Below are 19,416 nucleotides of genomic sequence, written 5' to 3'. Positions count from 1 at the left end.
TATTTTAATGTTTCTTCCGAAAATGGGGACAATACTCCTGATACTCTAACTCTAGAGAACCTTTTCGGACTGATTGCGTCACGAATCTCAGGTGGCAAGAGAGCAAGTTGTCGTAAACTGTAGTGTAGGGGAACACAAAAACGCTGAACATGAATAATCATGCCATTCATCGAGAGCATTCAACGGACAAAGAAGAAATATCTATCCTGATGGATGCTCAACTGTTAGACCAAATCAAACACTTAACCAATGATCCGTCTAAGGTGATCGAAACAGCCATTCGTCAATGGCTAAGAGGAGAGCGCGATCGCGATGATGAGCTAACCCGCACCTTGAGACGAAATCCACCAGTACCGCCACGAGGCGAATGGAACGATTGAGAGCCACCAGGTTCGTCGCTTTAATAGTTCGCCTGAGGCTCCAGGGCGTTAGGGGGTTGCATTTATGTCTGTCTTGGTGCGAGCGCTAATCCTTTCGCTGCTTGTAGTTTCCAGGTTTCTTGTAGATGATTGCTCCTGCTGATTTCCACCATCCTCGATTTGGGTATACCACTATGCAATCTACTACTGCACAAGGCGAGTCACGCTTTTTGCAGGAGTTAGAGGTTGATCTGATGTGTAGTCAAGATTCCTCAGGTCAGTATCGCTCCTTTTATTGGCGGCAAGCCGAGCAGTATAATTTAACTCAAGAGCAGGTTATTGGGGTTCCCCTGAACCAAACGTTTCATCCCATTGCTCTAGATGCTTATCGGGATCGAATTCAACGGATACTCGAAAACCGCACCCCAGAACGCTGTATCCACGACTTTTGTTATGGCGATCACGTTTTTCCCTTTGAACTGGTGATCAGCCCAATTTTACAATCCGACGGTCAGGCGACTCAGGTTTGGGTAATGGGTCATTTGTTACCGGAGGGTTCGGTACAAAAAGTGATCGATTCACTGGTACCGTTAAGCGTCGATCCCAATCAAAAACTGCTGACTCAAATTGCCCGTCGGATTCGCCGGACGTTAGACTTAGATACCATCTGGCAACAAACGGTAGACAGTTTAGGGAAAGCTTTACAAGTCAGTCGCTGTATTATCTGTTCCTACAAACCCGACTACATTGATGTCAAGGTGGAAGCAGAGTATCGCCAAGACTCATTAGAGGAAATGTTGGGGATGACGCTGGAACTGGAGTCGGAACTGATAATGAAACAAGCGATGTGGAGTTCCGAACCCGTTGTAGTTGACCAAATTGCCCCGAGTCGGTTTCAAGAAAAATCCTTGCTGGTGGTTTCCACGTCCTATAAAGACGAACCCAATGGCTTAATTAGTTTACAACAGTGCGATCGCCACCGTCCGTGGAGTGATGCAGAAATTGAGCTGGTGCGGGAGTTAGCCGAACAAGTGGGAACCGCGATCGCTCATGGTACGCTCTATAAAGAACTGGAACTAGCCAGAGAACAAGCTGAAGAAGTATCCCGCCTCAAGAGTGAATTTCTGGCTAGCACCTCTCACGAATTGCGGACGCCCCTAAATGGGATGATTGGCTTTCTCAAGCTGATTCTGGAAGGGATGGCGGATGACCCAGAAGAACAGCGCGAGTTTATTCAGGAAGCCCATAATAGTGCCTTACACCTGCTCAACATCATCAACGATATCTTAGATATCGCCAAGATTGAAGCCGGAAAAATGGAGCTGGAGTTTAGTCCAGTTGAGTTAGAGTATCTATTTAATAAGGTCTATGACTTTACTGCCCAGCAAGCCCATCACAAGAACTTGAGTTTCACCCTGGAAATTCCCGCCGTCTACGATGGCATTGTCATGTATGGGAACTATCAACGGCTACTCCAGGTGATGCTAAACCTAGTGGGGAATGCGATTAAATTTACCGATGAAGGGGGAATTACCATCAGCGCCGAAGTCATTCGCAAGAAAGTGCATTTTCAGGGACAGGAGTTTCCTGGACATGTGAAAGTGCGGGTTGCGGATACGGGGATTGGGGTGTCCTTGGATAAGCAAGACAAACTCTTCCAATCCTTTAGCCAGGTACATGGTGGACTCAATCGTCCTTACGGGGGAACCGGGTTAGGATTAGCTATTTCCCAAAAGCTAGTGGAAACCATGGGCGGTGTTGTACATTTCTTCAGCATGGGAGAAAACTTAGGTTCAACTGTGACATTTACTGTACCCCTTTATCAAGAACCCGTGATGGTGTCGCGCACAGATTGAGAAAAAGGCGAGGTATCCTAGTGCAGGGTGGCAGAAATAGCCTGAAGTCAGTACCATTGCGTTAAGTTGGTAGCTAGAAAACTGATTGAATTGAGTTAAAGACTTACTGGCAAAGGCATTTCCTGCTCCCTATTCCTTCTACCTTATTCAAAAAGTTAGGGGAATCCCCTAAGTCTGATACCTTCCCCTAACTGTTTATTTGAGATAATTACTACCGTCCAGCCTCTAGAGGAGACTGTTGGCATAAGGAAAGTTCTGCCAACTATTCTGAACTCAACGTAAGCGATTAGAGTTGAGTCAGGAACATTATCTATGAATACTCAGGCTGGCATAGTATTAAACCTAATTCTTTGGGGAACGGTTTTGAGTCAGCCTGTCATTGGCATTCAACCTCATCAACGTTTCCGGATGTTACAGTTTCACCCTCAAGCTGGACAGGATTTATTATTAATCCAAAAAAAACAGTTAGACGAACCGCCGATCAATCCAGGGTCTCCTGATGAACGGGTGCCAGCAGGAACCCACAAGAGCAAGGGTTTGGCAAGGGTGGAAGATGAACCGACTCCCCCAAAAGAGCAGATACCAGGGGGTAGTCGGTGGATTACACAGACAGATCCCCGACCGGGGATCTTGCTTAAGGCTGTACTTCATCAACCTGAAATCTGCTGTAAATCAATCTTCAGGAAGAGGCAAATGCAGCGATAATTATTTAATAAAAATCATCCGATCCTTCTAGGACAAATCTATGTAATTCGATAGAAAACCTGAACCCGATCGCTTTGTTAATCTGATCACAGTGGTGGTACAGAAGTTAACAGCAATAGAGACCTCGGACACCGGATGAAACGAAAATACAGGAGGATATTATATGTCTATGACAGGATTACCAGCATTTGACACCACCGTTCAAAAGACCAATACTTGGGTTAATGACGTAGCCGCAGAACTAGGTTGGGAGGACAAACATAGAGCCTTCCAGGGATTGCGCGTCACCTTGCACGCTTTGCGCGATCGCTTGACGGTAGATGAAGCCGCTCAATTGGCTGTTCAGTTGCCCATCCTGCTAACTGGGTTTTACTACGAAGACTGGAAACCAGCAACCAACCCCAGTCAGGAACGCACTAAAGACCAATTCTTGAGCCACATCAGCGATTACTTCCAAACCATCGAACCGAACATTGATGCTGAGGCGATCGCACGCGCTGTTTTCAAGATTATGTCTACCCGCGTTTCCACCGGGGAAATTGAAGACATCACCGGCATTCTACCCGCCGAGATTAAAGAACTTTGGCCCCAAGCAGTCCGTGCGTAGTAAATAGCAGCAATAGCTGAATTGAGGACTGATAATTTATGCAACTTCCCTTAGAAATTTCCTATCGGGATGTACCAAAAACCGACGCGCTGGATACATTAGTCCGGGAAAAAGTTGGTAAGCTGGAGCAGGTTTGTGACCACATTAATAGTTGCCGTATTGCCATTGAACAGGCACACAAGCAACCGAATAGTGGTTCCCCCTATCGGGTGCGAATCGATATGACAGTACCACCCGGTCACGAACTTGCCGTGGTCGAAAATCCGGGAGAAGGAACGCAGTACCAGCCCGTAGAAACTGTGGTACGCAACGCCTTTGAGTCGGCACGCCGCCAGCTTATCGAACTCAGCGAACGGCAACGGAATGAGGTCAAAACTCATCCTACCCAGGAAATGACAGCAATAGTCACTAAGTTATTTCCCGAAGAAGGGTACGGCTTTCTCAAAACCATGGAGGGTCAGGAAGTCTATTTCCACCGTAATAGTGTCCTCCATGATGACTTTGACCGCATTCAAATTGGTACAGGTGTGCGCTTTTTTGCCGAGGAAGGTGAACAAGGACTGCAAGCCAGTACGGTGCAGATTGTGAACAAGCCAGGTGAGCGTATTTCCAAAGTTGATGAACTGGAAATTGAACAGCCCCTCGGTTGGAACAAATAGATTAGCACTGGTGTAGGGTGGGTTAGGCGCATAGTTTTTTATTCACTTTTATTTCCCACAGAACACTCATGCGCCGTAACGCACCACCTTGGTTGGTGCGTTACTAACGCACCCTACTGGGCTGACCCACCTAAAATGGTGAATTAGAATTGTAGGGGCGCACGGCGTGCGCCCATTCTAACCGTAAAATCTATTGCACAATTTTAGCTGGGTCACGGGACTACTGACACAGCTAAAATAGGACTTTGTTTGTAGTGAGAACTTTAGTTCTCTAACGCCTAGCTGGAGTTGGCTCAAGCCCTCACTACGTACCCAATCTATTGCACCATTTTAGTTGGGTCACGGCACTACTGACACTAAAATTGTGGAATAGATTTGACGTTTAACCCTTCGACTTCGCTCAGGGTTAAACCGGGCGCACGCCATGCGCCCCTACGGTTTCGGGGCGTAATTCTAATTCATCAAATAAGGTGTGCCACCCCACTACCCAAATTACAATTAATGAGGCTTTTTACTCGCGATATCTTGACATTCATACATAATTTATAAATTAAGGCAGAAGATAGAAGAGAAAGAGTAAATTGGCAAATGTAAACCCGCCTGCGCGGGTTTTGTTTGTGTAGCTGCGGTTACCCTACGGGAAGCCGCTCCGCGTCTACAACCGCCCCATCTTCTTAAAAGTCTACCGACAAAACTTGCACCGTTTCTCCGGCTGGAATTAAAGTTTGACCAACGGGTACAATCGCCAGACCTGTGGTTTGAGTTAAGTTAATTAAATTACCCGAACTGTGACTCCCACCCGCCAACTTGAATTCATAGTTCCCCTCAACTAATTGAAGCTGACCCCATAAATAAGATTCTCGACGCCCATCGGATTTGAGTTCGCTACGGGAGATGGCGTTGATAAATCTGGGCTTCCATTGTTGCGTTGGTAAACCAGACAGCTTTCTCAGCGCAGGTTGCACAAATCGCCAACAACTGACTAAAGCCGAGACTGGATTTCCGGGTAGACCAAAATATAAGACTGGATGCGATGAGCCTTGTTTTTGTCCCTGACTCGGAGGCGGAAACGTCGCCACGGTTAAGGGTTTACCGGGTTTAACCGCAACCGAACGGATGTGAATCTCCGCATTCAGTTGGGCTAAGATTTCATCTACATAGTCATAATCCCCCACAGAGACGCCACCTGTAGACAGAACTATATCGGCGGCTAGAATCGCTTGGGCAATGGCTTGCTTTAGGGCGTCCGGTTTATCGCGGACAATCCCCTGTACTTTAGGAATTCCGCCACAGAGAGTCACCCAAGCGGCTAAGGCGTATTGGTTGGAATCGACAATTTGACCCGGTTGCAAGGGTTGGTAGGGTGTAACCAGTTCATTCCCTGTCGAGAGAATCGCGACTTGGGGACGGCGATAGACGGTGAGTTCTGTACATTGGGCGGCGGCGAGGACGGCAATTTCTGGCGCACCCAGTTGAATTCCTGATTCTAAGAGAGGTTCTCCAGCCCGGTAAAAGGATGCCTGATGACGGACAAAGCCTTGCGGTTTCGGGGCTTGTAAGATTAATACCTGGTTATCCTGGCGCTGTGTATGTTCCTGCATCACCACCGTATCCGCGCCCTGGGGTATACAGGCACCGGTGAAGATACGGGCGGCTTGTCCGGGTGCAATGGTTTTTTGGGGTTGATAGCCAGCAGGAATCTCTTCGACAAGTTCTAAACCGATGGGTTGCTGTTCACTCGCTGACTGCACATCAGCATAGCGCACCGCGTAACCATCCATCGCTGAATTATCCCAGTGGGGAAAATCCAATTGGCTGGTTACAGGAGACGCTAAAATGCGACCTGTGGCGGTGGATAGGTCGATACTTTCGCTATCTAACTGGGAGTCTAAGGGGTGGACGAGATCTAAGATAATGGATTCGGCTTGGTTAACGGGTAGCATGGGACAAGAATTAGGAATAATGCGTTATTTGGCTTCTCCAATCAGTGTAAAGGCTGCCCAGTTTCTGGGATGAGGATGTCTTTCTATTGTCGTCAGCATGGCTTGTCGCAGCGCTTGGGCTTTGTCAGGATTGTTTTGTAGATTTTGATAAAATTCCTGCATCAGGAAGGCTGTGGGGGCATCTGGTACTGTCCACAGGGATACACATTTCTTGTCCCAAACAAATTAAACGCTAGCTGATTCGGCTCGATTCCATAGACAAAGATTTGACGACTGGCTTGGTTATCCGGATTGCCGTTATTTTGTATAATACGCTACGTTTTCCCACCAAGATCCGGGAGACCCGTTTTTCTCCTAAAAGCGGTAGACTGTTTTTCAGAAAAACCTCGCTTCTGTTATGCCAAGCCGACACCACAAATTCTGTGTTCGTCGCCTTCTGTTCGTTCTATTCCTTTGTAGCTTCGCTCTCTGCCTAGGGCTGGGTCATCTTTCCTCAACCCCTTGGCGGGTACAATGGGGAAACGTGGCAGTTGCTCAATCTCCTGATATGAGTCAATGGGTGCAAAAAGGCGTAGAGTTATATCAGGCAGGAGATATTACGGGTGCGATCGCGCAATGGGAAACAGCCCTGGGTGTCTATCAAAATACCAATAATTCCCCAGCACAAGCCCTGATCTTAGAAAACTTAGCCCGAGCCTATCAGCAAATCGGTCAAATCGATCGCGCGATTCACTATTGGTCTGAAACAATTGCCGTCTATCGCCAGATGGGAAATCAAACCCAAGTCGGGCGGATGCTTGTCGAACAAGCTCAAGCGTACAGCAAGTTGGGGCAAAATCGACGGGCAATTACGATTTTATGCAACCTCCCGGAACGTGAGAATCCCTGTACTCCAGACTCGGCGTTGCAAATCCTGCGTCAACAAAAAGACGCCTTGGGAGAAGCGGCGGCGTTGGGAAGTTTGGGCAATGCCTATCGCCATCGGGGAGAGTACGATAAAGCTATTGACAATCTAGAGAAGAGTTTAGCGATCGCAAACCAACTCGAAAATCCAGTCTATCGCGCTTCTGTCCTTAATAGTCTCGGCAATGCCTACAATAGTCTGGCTTTAGTGAATTATCGCCGTGCTGAGTCGGCTAACACCAGAGGCGATAGCGCCAAAGCCGAGGAATTCCAACAAAACGCTTTGAGTAATGATGCCAAAGCATTGGACTATTTTCAGGATAGTATCGAGGTTGCCCGGACGGAAAATGACCAACGAGGGCAACTGCGGGGACTGGTTAATTCTATTTCAGTATTGTACCGAACCAACGACCCCTCATCGGCTGCTGCATTGACCAAAGCGCGATCGCTCCTGGCTCAACTCCCGGATTCTCGTGATAAAATTTATGCGGCGATTGATTTAGCTAATCTTCTACAACCTGTTACGAGGTCTGAGGATACCTCATCGAGGACTCAATGCCTCAAGCTTCAACACCAACCCCAAGCCATTGAACTCCTACAGCAAGCTGTCTCCATTGCCCAACGTCTCAACGATTCTCGCGCCCAATCCTTTGCGCTGGGTAAGCTGGGACAACTTTATGAATGCCGCCAGGACTACCCCCAAGCCCTCGATTTCACGCAACAGGCTCAATTGAGGGCGAACCAGGATTTACTTGCCAAAGATAGTCTGTATTTATGGCAGTGGCAGGCGGGACGCATCTTTAAGGCACAGGGGAAAGCGTCTGAAGCTGTAATGGCTTACGAACAAGCCGTTACCACCCTAGAAACTATCCGTAGCGATATTCTCACCGCCAATCGAGACGTGCAACTTGACTTTCGAGATGCGATTAATCCCATTTATCGGGAGTTGGCACAGTTACGCCTCGAACAAGCGTCTTTGCCTTCTATTGAACCCATGGAACGTACCAAGGAACTCAGTGCTGCCCTTAGAACAATTGATTCTCTGAAATTGGCAGAACTGCAAAATTATTTTGGCAATGATTGCGTGATAGCCGCCCTTAATTTAAATGACTCAGCCGATTTTAGTCCCGCAACGGCTGTTTTTAGTACGATTATTCTGAAAGACCGTACTGCTATTCTCGTCAGTCTCCCCAACGGCGAAAAACGGTCAGCGTGGATAGATATCGATAGTCAGGCGCTTATTGACGAAATCAATGAATTTCGCCGGGAATTGGAGAGATTTATGGATTTCGTTTATGACCCTACCCAAGCCCAAAAGCTGTATGATTGGCTGATTCGTCCCTTCGCCTCTGACTTAGAACAAGCCCAGGTCAAAACGCTGGTATTTATCCAAGATGGTATCTTGCGTAGCATTCCCATGGCGGCACTTCATGACGGGGAGAAATTTTTGGTGCAAAAGTATGCCATTGCCACGACTCCCAGTCTGACTCTAACTGAAAAGAAAGCACTCGACCGTAAACAGCTACGGGCGCTGATAATAGGATTAACCAAGGAGGCGGTTGTGGACGGTCGCAGGTTTCCGGCGTTGAGTAACGTGGGTAAAGAAGTCAGTCAAGTTGAGGCTCGAATGCCGGGGAGTAAGGGACTCCTTGATGAAGAGTTTACACGCGATCGCTTGCAACAGGAACTCAGCCAAACCTTTTACCCGATTATTCATATTGCCACCCACGGGGAGTTTGGTACAGAGCCAGAGGATACATTCCTGGTGACGGGAGACAATGGCAAGCTGACGATTACCGATTTAGAGGCAACCATGCGCCGCATCAATGTGGGTTCTGAGGCGGTAGAACTGCTGGCACTCACGGCTTGTCAAACGGCGGTGGGGGATGACAGGGCGGCGCTGGGTTTAGCGGGGGTGGCGGTGCAAGCTGGGGTGAAAAGTGCTTTGGCGTCATTGTGGTTTATTCAAGATGCGTCTACGGTCAAGTTAGTGAATCATTTTTATGAACGCTTGCTCAACTCAGATATAAGTAAAGCTGAGGCGTTGCGGGAGGCGCAGTTAGAACTGATTGAAGCGGGGGGGCAATACAATCATCCTGCTTATTGGGCACCGTTTATTCTGATTGGGAATTGGCTGTGACGGGGTGGAATTCTCCTGTCGTCCTCTCGTTCCCAGGTCTGAAAAGGGAACGCCCTTGGGGAGGCTCTGCCTCCCGTCATAGCCAATAGGTTGGGTTGAGGAATGGATACTGTTGGCGAATTCGGAAAAGGAGTATTGGTGATGACAGATAAGCCTACATCTTACGAGCAGTTCACTCTGCCAATAGTACAGGAAATGTTCGAGTTAGTGTTAGATGAGCGAACGAATTGGACAGCGAACATAGAACCCGTTGAACCCAGCCATCGGTTACTTCAGGACTTGGAGGATAATGTATTGCTGGCTTTAGCCACCAATACTGAAAAGGCTAGGTCAGAACTGATTATCACTCCCATCCTTAACGAGTTGCGTCGGAGAAAGAATGTCGTCGTATTTTCTGGTAAAACGTTTAACGTCAACGAAGAGCTAGGCTTGAAGGGACGGTGCGATTTTCTGGTCACGGCATCTAATGAATTCTATTATATCAAGGCTCCCATTCTGACTATTGTCGAAGCCAAGAATGAGAGTATTGTTTCGGGGCTAGGGCAATGCCTTGCTACAATGGTTGCCGCACAGATATTCAACCAGGGTGAAGTGGTGTATGGCGCAGTTACAACTGGTGATCGTTGGAAATTCTTGCAGATAAATGGCAAAACGGTAAGTATTTCTCCAGTTGAGCATAGCTTGGAAAATTTGGGCAAAATCTTGGCAGTGCTGGAGGAAACAGTGTGAACATCGAAATCCCAGAAACTTATTAGGGGTTGCTGAATAAGTTTTATGGTGAGGGGAGGGAACTCTTAACGTTTGTTTTTGAATAAGAGTTAAGCGATCGCGGCGTTTCTTTCCCTTAATATAGACGTAGGGGCACGGCATTGCCGTGCCCTACAGGTGGTGTGATATCATGTCTAGTCAAACCCCCTTAATAAAAATGTCTGAAGCGATGTGTTACAGCATTGCAATGATGGGCAATCGTCAGGACATAAGCGGATGCCAAATCCGGGAAACGCTACCCCTGTTATCACTTAGTCCGCGTCGGCGGACTTTGTTTGTGTAGGCGTGATTTCAATCGCCGTGGCAAAATGGGGTAATCAAGGCTTTGTTTTGGTCAAGATTATCGTGTCCCAACTGCCTCAGCACAAGTGGCTGACGTTGACCCATTCTGGGGAGTGGTGGGGTCAGAGGCGACCAAAATTACCTCGCCTTTGTCGTTTCTTACCCAACCTGTCGCTTCGATAATCTGGGTTCTGTTGGCTGACTCAACATTCTCGGTGACTTTGGCTTTCCCTGGTGCATTATGAGATACACTACTACTGGGTAGAGAACGCACCTCACCTGTGGGAAACGGTGAATCGATAGAGTCACCCGGACGAGGCGGTAAGCCCCCGGTACCTGTTACCACAAAACGGTTCTCTTGTCCACTCCCACGGGCGGGACAGTTCTGTCTCATCTGGCGGGAAGCATCAACGAATTGGCTGGGCAGGTTGAGTAAACCTCGCGATGGGTCTACATTGGGTGAGTTCAGTTCATAAGTCCCACTCAAGCCGAATTCTGAACTCACGGTGATGTCGTTTTCGGGGGTGAGTTGAGGGCGGAATTCGATGCCAAATAAGCCTTGCGTGGTAACATTGACAGCACCGCCATTCCCGCGCACCGCATTGGCGGTGATATCGCTACCATTGGGCCCAGTTGGGGGAGTGGCGACGATAAACCGGGCGTCGATGGTGACATTACCGCCGTTAGCATCTTCCAAGGCGTTGGCGGAGATTAGGCTTTCGTTTTCCAGTAGCAGGAGGTTTAAGCCGTTTAGATTAATATTTGCTCCACCTGCGGCGTCACTGGTTGCGGTTTCTGCTAGAATTCTGCCTTGATTGAGACGTAGGGAATCTGCCGTGATGGTTAAATCCCCTGCTTGTCCAGAGGGACTACTGACAGTGATTTCTGCTCCATTGTCAAGAGTTATTCTCCCTGTTTCAATCGTCAAGTCTCCGGCTGGACCCCCCGCCGTGGCATTGGCACGGATGGCACTATCACCGCTCAGTTGTATAAAGTCGGTGACATTGAGTCTGACATCTCCAGCCATACCACTACTATTAGTTTCGGCACTAATTAGAGCGCCATTGGTCAAAGATAAAGAGCTACTCTCAATCTCTATTCCCCCAGAATTTCCCTGAGCGCCTGATTCCACTTGACTAAACACACCACTATTGAATCCTTCACTATCTTCCCCATCAAAGAAGATGCTATCCGTCGCCCGAATTACTACCAGCCCTGCATTTCCTTCTCCCAAGGTAGAGGCATTAATTGTAGCACCATTGGTGGCTGTTAAAGAACCACTCTCAATCTCCACACCTCCAGAATTTCCCTTAGCTCCCGAGTTCACCACACTAAAAACACCACTATTGAATCCTTCACTATCTTCCCCATCTAAGAAGATGCTATCCGTCGCCCGAATCACTACCTGACCTGCATTTCCTTCTCCCAAGGTTGAGGCATTAATTGTAGCGCCATTGGTGGCTGTTAAAGAGCCACTTTCAATCTCCACTCCCCCAGAATTTCCCTTAGCTCCCGATTGCACTCCACTCAAAATACGACTGCTGCCTCCTTGAGTATCTTCCCCATCCAAGAAGACGCTATCGGTAGCCCGAATCACTACCAGCCCCGCATTTCCTTCTCCTTGGGTATTAGCACTAATTGTAGCGCCATTGGTCAAAGATAAAGAGCCACTCTCAATCTCTATTCCCCCTGAATTCCCCTGAGCTTCCGAATTCACTTGGCTAAAAACACCACTATTGAATCCTTGACTATTTTCCCCATCCAAGAAGATGCTATCCGTCGCCCGAATCACTACCTGACCTGCATCTCCTTCTCCTAGGGTATTAGCATTAATTACAGCACCATTGGTCAAAGATAAAGAGCCACTTTCAATCTCCACTCCCCCAGAATTTCCCTGAGCGCCTGATTGCACTAGACTAAAAACACCACTATTAAATCCTTGACTATCTTCCCCATCAAAGAAGATGCTATCCGTCGCCCGAATCACTACCAGCCCCGCATCTCCTTCTCCTTCGGTATTAGCACTAATTTGAGCACCATTGGTCAAAGATAAAGAGCCACTCTCAATTTCCACTCCCCCAGAATTTCCCTTAGCTCCCGATTGCACCGCACTCAAAATACGACTGCTCAATCCTTGAGTATTTTCCCCATCCAAGAAGACGTTATCCGTCGCCCGAATCACTACCAGCCCCGCCTTTCCTTCTCCTTGGGTATTAGCACTAATTACAGCACCATTAGTCAAAGATAAAGAGCCACTCTCAATCTCCACACCCCCAGAATTTCCCCTAGCTCCCGATTCCACTAGACTAAAAACACCACTATTGAATCCTCGACGACTTTCCCCATCCAAGAAGACGCTATCGGTAGCCCGAATCACCACCTGACCTGCATCTCCTTCTCCTAAGGTAGAGGCATTAATTCCAGCGCCATTGGTGGCTGTTAAAGAACCACTTTCAATTTCCACACCCCCGGAATTCCCCTCAGCTTCCGGTTCCACTGCACTCAAAATACGACTGGTAAATCCTTGAGTATTTTCCCCATCCAAGAAGACGCTATCCGTCGCCCGAATCACCACCTGACCCGCATTTCCTTCTCCTCTGGTATTAGCAGAAATTAGAGCGCCATTGGTCAAGGCTAAAGAGCCACTCTCAATCTCCACACCTCCAGAATTCCCCTGAGCGCCTGATTGCACTTCACTAAAAACACCACTGACAAATCCTTGACTATCTTCCCCATCCAAGAAGATGCTATCGGTCGCCCGAATCACTACCTTGCCCGCATCTCCTTCTCCCAAGGTAGAGGCACTAATTACAGCGCCATTAGTAAGAGAAATGGAGGAACCTGTAATCTTGACATCTCCCCCTCTTCCTATGGCTCCAGCTTGAACATTATTACTAATCACCCCTTCTGCTACAGCCACGGTTCCAGTTGCATCAATGGTAATATCCCCAGCTTGAGCATCCACTGAACCCAAACCTGAAGTAATTCCAGCCCTCAATCGACTAAATCTTGAATTGGAATTGTACTTGCCAACCCCAATCACATAAGTACCAGGCGTTTCAAACGTAAAACTAATATAGGAATCTCTAATACTGCTGCTACCGCCTGCTCCCTGAGTGATGGCTGCATCATCATTACTTGCCAGTAACCCTCCCTGAGCGTTAAACAAAAAGAGTTCTGTGTCTAGGCTACCTGCTCCCCCCGTATTGCCTTGGTCAATATCAAAAATTCCTTGACTCCCAGCCGTTTCCACGGTAAACGAGTAGTAATCAAACGTCCCATCTCCTGTACCTGAAATCGAGACAAATGGAACTGTAGTCGAAGATTCGACATCAGGATTAGCTGCGACTGAAAACGAATCATCCAGGCTTTGCGCTCGATTAATTGAGTTATTCGGTTCAACTTCCTGGTTCGGATTCGGGGAACCTACCGCCGGACTTTCAATCGAAACTTGCAGCGTATAAGTTTCCCCTAAAGCAGGTTTGTTGCCGATAATACTGCTACCGATAGTTAAATCCTTAGCATAAATTACAATATCACCCCCACCTGCTTCCCTCACATCTATAGTGCTACCAAATATAGAAATATCCGTTCGTGCCAAATCCGCCGGAAAATTCAACCCTAAACTTCCCTGATTAACCACTAATCCCACCTCTCCGGGTGCGCCGACTCCCGCTAATTCTACCCTGCCACCGGGAGCGGTTAACGTGCCACCATCAATTAATAGTTCCCCCGTTTTCGTCGCATCAGGTGCAACATTTCCCCCCACGAGTAACAAACTTTCACCCGACAGTACAGATAGAGAACCCCTCACCTCAATCGAACTCACTCCTTGAGCCGCCAATTGATTAAAGAACAGCACATCCGGGTTAACTGTGAGTAAAGGCGGAGCCTCGGGTTCAGTTGCACTAAAAACGCCTTGATTACCAAAACCAAGGGCATTGGCTGTACTCGCCACAAACGAACCGCCAACATCCAACCGGGCATTCTCACCAAACACAATCCCATTCGGATTAATTAAAAACAAATTAGCCGTACCATTTGCCCGAATCCAGCCATCAATATCCGAAATATTAGTCCCCGTCACCCGCCCCAAAATGTTCTCAATATCCAACCCATTATTAAAAAACGCCTCACCCCCCGTCTGCACTCCAAACTCCTGGAAACTGTGGAACAGATTAACGCCCCGAATTGTTCCCCCCTCAATCGTACAAACCGGACACCCCGTCACCTGAGAATTAACCGGAAGCGTATTATCCGGGACAATTTGCGCCCGCACCGCGCTTGGTGTGATGAGTACAAGCAGCCAGAAGGCAGAAGGTAGAGGGCAGAAGGCTTTTTGGTTTCTAGTGTTGGCGTTTGGTCTATTCTTAACGGCTGGCTGCTTGAAGCCGCGCTGTCCTAAACACCCTAAGACCATGGAACTGACAACTTTAAAATAGGGAATAACTGATTTCATAAACCTTAATCCTACCGCGTTATTTACCTGTTTCTGTCTTCTGCGCTACATGAGTTTCATAAATAAACAGTCTGCCAACTTTCCCAAACATCCCCCTGCCCTGGATTCAGGAAAGCGAAACGTTTTCGGTTGAGCCAGTCCCAGAATCTGATCAGAATCATTGGCTAATTTTCTGTATAATCTGATACTTTTATCAAGGAAATTTATCCTCGCTGTTAACGTTTACAGAATAAGCGATGGTGCAGGCTCCCCCGCGATTTATCCGAGGGATGAAACCGAGTTCGGCGTTTAGCCTAGCCACTTTAGTTGCGAGTGTATTTTTCCTGAACATCCTTAACCAATACTGTAGTATAATATTAGCAAACATTGCAGGATGTCCTGGCAAATGTTTACTTTAATTTACGAATTCCAGTTAAAACCAACTAACGCGAAAGTAGCTGTTGTTCAGCATAACTTGATCGCCAAGGAAGATAACGGTTAACGACGAGATGATTGCCAAGCTAGACGTAGCCGCAAAGAGAATAGACCCCAAGCGTTTGGGCGGCATCACCCAGGGGCGCGATCGCGTCGGATACTGATCCAGTCTCTCACCCCAGGACTTGACAAATGGTACTGATTAATATCCTGTTCTAGAGTCTGCCTAAGTTGCTCTCGTACCTGCTGATAGATTGTCCAGTAAATCCCTGTCAGGGGTTGACGATTCAGGGGGCGACAAATTTTGCGCGATCGCAGAATTTCATCAACCAGTTCGGTTACAGCATTGCGCCGTTGTTCTGGGGAGCATCTGTACTGCTGAACCTTAACAATCAACGGCGTCAGTTGTTCATCCATAGTTATTCAATACTCAAAACTTAACCCTCTCCTTTTCCCACCGTCGTCATCTTCAATGTTTTGCCTTCGTTATTACTCTGGGAATATCTCCAGCTATTCCGTCTTTTGTAACAAAACTTAATGATTGGCAAGCTTTGCCCTACTGCGCCTGTTGGAGTTCGGGCTTATGACTCTAGACTTATCGAAAGGGGAAAAAGCGGAAGATTACCTCTCCTATCGGATTTTCCGATCAATCCAGCTTTGGCAAGTCACTGAGTTGGGTAAAAAAGTCATCCTCCAGTACAGCCGTAAACTTACCCACACCAATTAAATGTTGAGGGAATCCCAACTTTTCTCGGGGGGGTAAACCGAACCTAGTCTTTCTGTGAGGTCTTGTACTTTAGATTATCGAAAGAGCAAGGCAAATAAACCTTCTCAACGCTCTTTGTGGTCATTACTGCAAATTGTCAGGAGGTAACGATTATGGCTTTAGTTCGTTGGCAACCTTTCCAAGAAATTGACAGCTTGCAACGGCAAATGAACCGTCTGTTTGACAATTTGATGACGACAGACACAGACGGGTGGACAACCACGTTTACCCCAGCGGCTGAGATGCAAGAAACCCCTGATGCTATCCATCTGAAACTGGAAGTTCCGGGGCTAGAACCTAAGGATATTGACTTGCAAGTCTCCGCTGAAACTGTCTCGATTAGCGGGGAACGCAAACAAGAAACTCAAACGGAAGAAAATGGCACCAAGCGCAGCGAATTCCGCTATGGTAGCTTCCGTCGAGTGATTTATTTACCTGCACGAGTGCAGAATACTGAGGTTCACGCTGAATACAAAAATGGTATTTTGCATCTCACACTTCCGAAAGCTGAAGAAGAGAAGAATAAAGTCGTTAAAGTGAACATCAGCTAATCGTCTCTTACTGCTGGAGTTTCACAGCATCTTTGGCTAGAAGGAGTAATACCAAATCCGCTTTGAAAACCCTTTTTTGCTATGGCGATTGAAATCGCTGCTACACTTGCCAAAGTCCGCCTGCGCGGACTGGGTAATAACGAGGGTAGCTAACCCGGATTTGGTATAAAGGGTAAAGAAACAAGGATGTGTGGCTACTCTCTGCCATTTCATCCTTCCCCGTTAATACCATTGGGTTTCTGATGTAAAAGCTGGCTGAAAGTGAGCAGAAATCCAATGGTTTTATCTGACCATTTTTTCAAGTCAGATCAGGTTGTGTAGTCGTTACCCTAAAAGTTAGGATTTTATTCCGTTTTAGCAGGTCAACCTATGGCGGAAAAGACTGTAGTTCTCGGAAATACTGACGATGCCTCTTATCAGTCTGGCACTATTGCCTCGGCTAACCAAAATTGTACCTTAGCCAAAGAGCCAGACAAGCAGAACCTAGAGCAACTTGCCCAGGAAATCCTAGCCTTAAAGCAAGCCTCACTAGAACATACCAATAACCATCACCGCGAGATGCAGAAGCTGCGGGGTTATCTGAGGTGGCTTACCGGGATTTTACTGGTGGCTATTCTGGGCTTGGGCGGCTCGTTTATCGGCGTCACCTATAGTCTCAGTAACGAACAAATTCGTCTCAGGAACGAACAGAACAAAATAGCGCAACAGGTTGAATCCATCGCTGATAATCAAGTCAGCATTCAGCAATTTGAACAGCTCAAAACTTTAATTAACTCACTGAATCAGCAAGCCAAGGAACTGAGCAAGCGAACTGTGGAATTGAGTCAGCAAGTTCCCCAGGTTTCACTCAACCAACTCGAAGCCATACGAGAGCAACTGCAAACGTTGGAAGTCAGTATTCGTGAAAATGTCTCGAATGCCGTCATTACTGGACAGCTAAAACAGCTTAACGAAATTCTCAGCCGAGCGCTGCAAACGCCGACTAATCAACCCAGTTCTCCACCATCGTCTGATCCGCTTCCGGAAAACACACCCATGCCAAATTCGACATCCTCTGAGGCGGTTGGTGGGTCAACAGATGGGTTAAACCCCTCGCCATAAAACTGACGGTTCCGAATAATAACGTTCATCGTCAAGGAGCTAAATAAAATGGCAGTTGAAACGAATAATAAACCATTCCCAAAACCCCCAAAACTCAAACAAATTGGTGGTAGCCTGCTCACCTTCATCACCATCCTGCTCCTGTTGAATTTAGCGATTATTCCCAGCTTGGGTTCTCATTATCGAGATGTACCCTATAGTGACTTTATCAAGCAAGTCGAAGCGGGTAAAGTCGAGCGTGCTATTGTCGGATCTGAGCGAATTCAGTACACCCTCAAACCCGAACCTAACAGCCCTTCTGAACCTCCCCGCGTCTTCGTCACCACACCCGTAGCGATCGATCTGGATTTACCGAAGATATTAAGAGAAAATGATGTGGAGTTTGCCGCTCCGCCACCGGACAACTTGGGTTGGCTCTCAACAATACTGGGTTGGATTGTGCCACCTTTGATCTTTTTTGGCATCTGGGGGTGGCTGTTGAGTCGGAATCAGGGGGGAAGTCCAGCGGCGTTGACGGTGGGTCAGAGTAAGGCTCGAATCTACTCCGAAGGAAGTACAGGGATCAAATTTGACGATGTGGCTGGGGTGGATGAAGCCAAAGCCGAACTCCAGGAAGTGGTTGAGTTTCTCAGAGACTCGAGTCGCTATACCCAGATTGGTGCGAAAATTCCCAAAGGTGTGCTGCTGGTGGGACCACCGGGAACGGGTAAAACCTTACTGGCAAAAGCTGTAGCTGGGGAAGCGGGGGTTCCTTTCTTTAGTATTTCTGGTTCGGAGTTTATTGAATTGTTCGTTGGCGTGGGTGCCGCACGGGTACGAGATCTATTTGAACAAGCCAAACAACAGGCGCCCTGTATTGTTTTCATCGATGAACTAGATGCGTTGGGCAAATCTCGCGGTGGGAATAGTCCCTTCATTGGTGGCAATGATGAGCGAGAACAGACGCTGAACCAGTTGCTCACAGAAATGGATGGCTTCGATGCCAATAGTGGTGTAATTATTCTAGCCGCAACCAACCGTCCGGATGTGCTTGACCCCGCCTTGCGCCGTCCGGGGCGTTTTGATCGCCAAATTGTGGTAGACCGACCGGATAAAATCGGGCGGGAAGCGATTCTCCAGGTTCATGCTCAGTATGTGAAGCTGGCTGAGGAGGTGGATTTGGCGAAAATTGCGGCGCGAACCCCAGGGTTTGCTGGGGCTGATTTGGCGAATCTGGTGAATGAGGCGGCTTTGCTAGCCGCACGTCAGCATCATGCGGCGGTGACGATGGCTGATTTTAATGAAGCGATTGATCGCGTGATTGCTGGATTGGAGAAAAAATCCCGTGTCCTCAGCGATATTGAGAAAAAAACGGTTGCCTATCATGAAGTGGGTCACGCCCTGGTGGGTTCTTTAATGCCCGGTGCTGGAACGGTTGAGAAAATTTCAGTTGTTCCCCGTGGTGTCGGCGCTCTCGGCTACACTGTGCAGTTGCCGGAAGATGACCGCTTTTTGATGATGGAAGATGAAATTCGGGGACGAATTGCCACGCTGTTAGGGGGGCGCTCGGCAGAAGAGTTAATCTTTGGCAAGGTATCGACGGGTGCTGGCGATGATATTCAAAAAGCCACTGACTTGGCGGAGCGTTCGGTTACGCTTTATGGTATGAGCAAAAATTTAGGAGCGATCGCGTTTGAGAAGAGTCAACCCCAATTCTTGGAGGGGTGGCAAAATCCTCGCCGTTCCGTTAGTCCCAAGGTGGCTGAGGAGATTGACCGAGAGGTGAAGGTTGATAACAGACAGCCAGTATGATACTATATGGTCATATTGGCTTAAATTTACTCAGATTGGCGATATTCCTTTGAGAGAAGCCGTTAAGCGACTTGGATTACATAAAAACACGAAGCAGGAAGTAGGCAGATAA

General features: G+C 47.8%; 13 protein-coding genes and 2 pseudogenes. 11 read left to right on the top strand and 4 right to left on the bottom strand.

From position 1 onward, the window contains the following. Positions 1 to 149 precede the first annotated feature (149 nt). The 5 genes from RIE73_RS15950 (at position 150) to RIE73_RS15930 (ending at position 4,186) form a co-directional block, all read left to right on the top strand. On the top strand, positions 150 to 380 hold the full coding sequence (locus tag RIE73_RS15950) for a hypothetical protein (protein WP_446402107.1): 231 nt from the start codon (positions 150 to 152) through the stop codon (positions 378 to 380). Between the two features lie 125 nt (positions 381 to 505). Beyond that, complete coding sequence (locus RIE73_RS15945; RefSeq protein ID WP_446402106.1) at positions 506 to 2,215, top strand: ATP-binding protein; 1,710 nt, start codon at positions 506 to 508, stop codon at positions 2,213 to 2,215. A 312-nt stretch (positions 2,216 to 2,527) separates the two neighbouring features. After that, on the top strand, positions 2,528 to 2,920 hold the full coding sequence (locus RIE73_RS15940) for a hypothetical protein (RefSeq protein ID WP_446402105.1): 393 nt from the start codon (positions 2,528 to 2,530) through the stop codon (positions 2,918 to 2,920). Between the two features lie 163 nt (positions 2,921 to 3,083). Beyond that, positions 3,084 to 3,527 (top strand): DUF2267 domain-containing protein, encoded by a 444-nt coding sequence (locus tag RIE73_RS15935; protein WP_446402104.1) that lies wholly within the window; start codon positions 3,084 to 3,086, stop codon positions 3,525 to 3,527. Positions 3,528 to 3,565: 38 nt separating this feature from the next. Next, on the top strand, positions 3,566 to 4,186 hold the full coding sequence (locus tag RIE73_RS15930; RefSeq protein ID WP_446402103.1) for an HPF/RaiA family ribosome-associated protein: 621 nt from the start codon (positions 3,566 to 3,568) through the stop codon (positions 4,184 to 4,186). Positions 4,187 to 4,860: 674 nt separating this feature from the next. Here the strand turns inward: RIE73_RS15930 and RIE73_RS15925 are convergent. Next, a complete protein-coding gene (locus RIE73_RS15925) occupies positions 4,861 to 6,129 on the bottom strand; it encodes a molybdopterin molybdotransferase MoeA (RefSeq protein WP_446402102.1) in 1,269 nt (422 codons plus the stop codon). A gap of 24 nt (positions 6,130 to 6,153) precedes the next feature. Further along, positions 6,154 to 6,333 (bottom strand): annotated as a pseudogene (locus tag RIE73_RS15920) (CHAT domain-containing protein); the annotation flags it as partial. Between the two features lie 319 nt (positions 6,334 to 6,652). On the opposite strand from RIE73_RS15920, the gene RIE73_RS15915 reads away from it, so the two are divergent. Beyond that, complete coding sequence (locus RIE73_RS15915; protein ID WP_446402101.1) at positions 6,653 to 9,172, top strand: CHAT domain-containing protein; 2,520 nt, start codon at positions 6,653 to 6,655, stop codon at positions 9,170 to 9,172. Positions 9,173 to 9,313: 141 nt separating this feature from the next. Continuing rightward, positions 9,314 to 9,901: a hypothetical protein gene (locus RIE73_RS15910; RefSeq protein ID WP_446402100.1), complete on the top strand. Its 588-nt coding sequence runs from the start codon at positions 9,314 to 9,316 to the stop codon at positions 9,899 to 9,901. A 379-nt stretch (positions 9,902 to 10,280) separates the two neighbouring features. Here the strand turns inward: RIE73_RS15910 and RIE73_RS15905 are convergent, their stop codons facing one another. Continuing rightward, positions 10,281 to 14,681, bottom strand: coding sequence for a two-partner secretion domain-containing protein (locus RIE73_RS15905; RefSeq protein WP_446402099.1), 4,401 nt, complete (start codon positions 14,679 to 14,681; stop codon positions 10,281 to 10,283). 546 nt (positions 14,682 to 15,227) lie between these two features. Further along, positions 15,228 to 15,512, bottom strand: coding sequence for a hypothetical protein (locus tag RIE73_RS15900; RefSeq protein WP_446402098.1), 285 nt, complete (start codon positions 15,510 to 15,512; stop codon positions 15,228 to 15,230). A 166-nt stretch (positions 15,513 to 15,678) separates the two neighbouring features. Between RIE73_RS15900 and RIE73_RS15895 the strand changes: the two genes are divergently transcribed. The 4 genes and pseudogenes from RIE73_RS15895 to ftsH all read left to right on the top strand — a co-directional run. Next, entirely contained in the window at positions 15,679 to 15,822 is a 144-nt protein-coding gene (locus RIE73_RS15895; RefSeq protein WP_446402097.1) for a hypothetical protein, read from the top strand. Between the two features lie 152 nt (positions 15,823 to 15,974). After that, a complete protein-coding gene (locus RIE73_RS15890) occupies positions 15,975 to 16,412 on the top strand; it encodes an Hsp20/alpha crystallin family protein (protein ID WP_446402096.1) in 438 nt (145 codons plus the stop codon). 369 nt (positions 16,413 to 16,781) lie between these two features. Beyond that, entirely contained in the window at positions 16,782 to 17,513 is a 732-nt protein-coding gene (locus RIE73_RS15885; protein ID WP_446402095.1) for a hypothetical protein, read from the top strand. Between the two features lie 48 nt (positions 17,514 to 17,561). Further along, positions 17,562 to 19,289: pseudogene (gene ftsH, locus RIE73_RS15880) on the top strand (ATP-dependent zinc metalloprotease FtsH); the annotation flags it as partial. Positions 19,290 to 19,416: the final 127 nt, after the last annotated feature.

Source organism: Coleofasciculus sp. C1-SOL-03, from assembly GCF_040220555.1.
Lineage (GTDB): Bacteria > Cyanobacteriota > Cyanobacteriia > Cyanobacteriales > Coleofasciculaceae > Coleofasciculus.
Note: the sequence above shows the minus strand (reverse complement) of the source record. Positions and strands in the feature narration are given on the sequence as shown.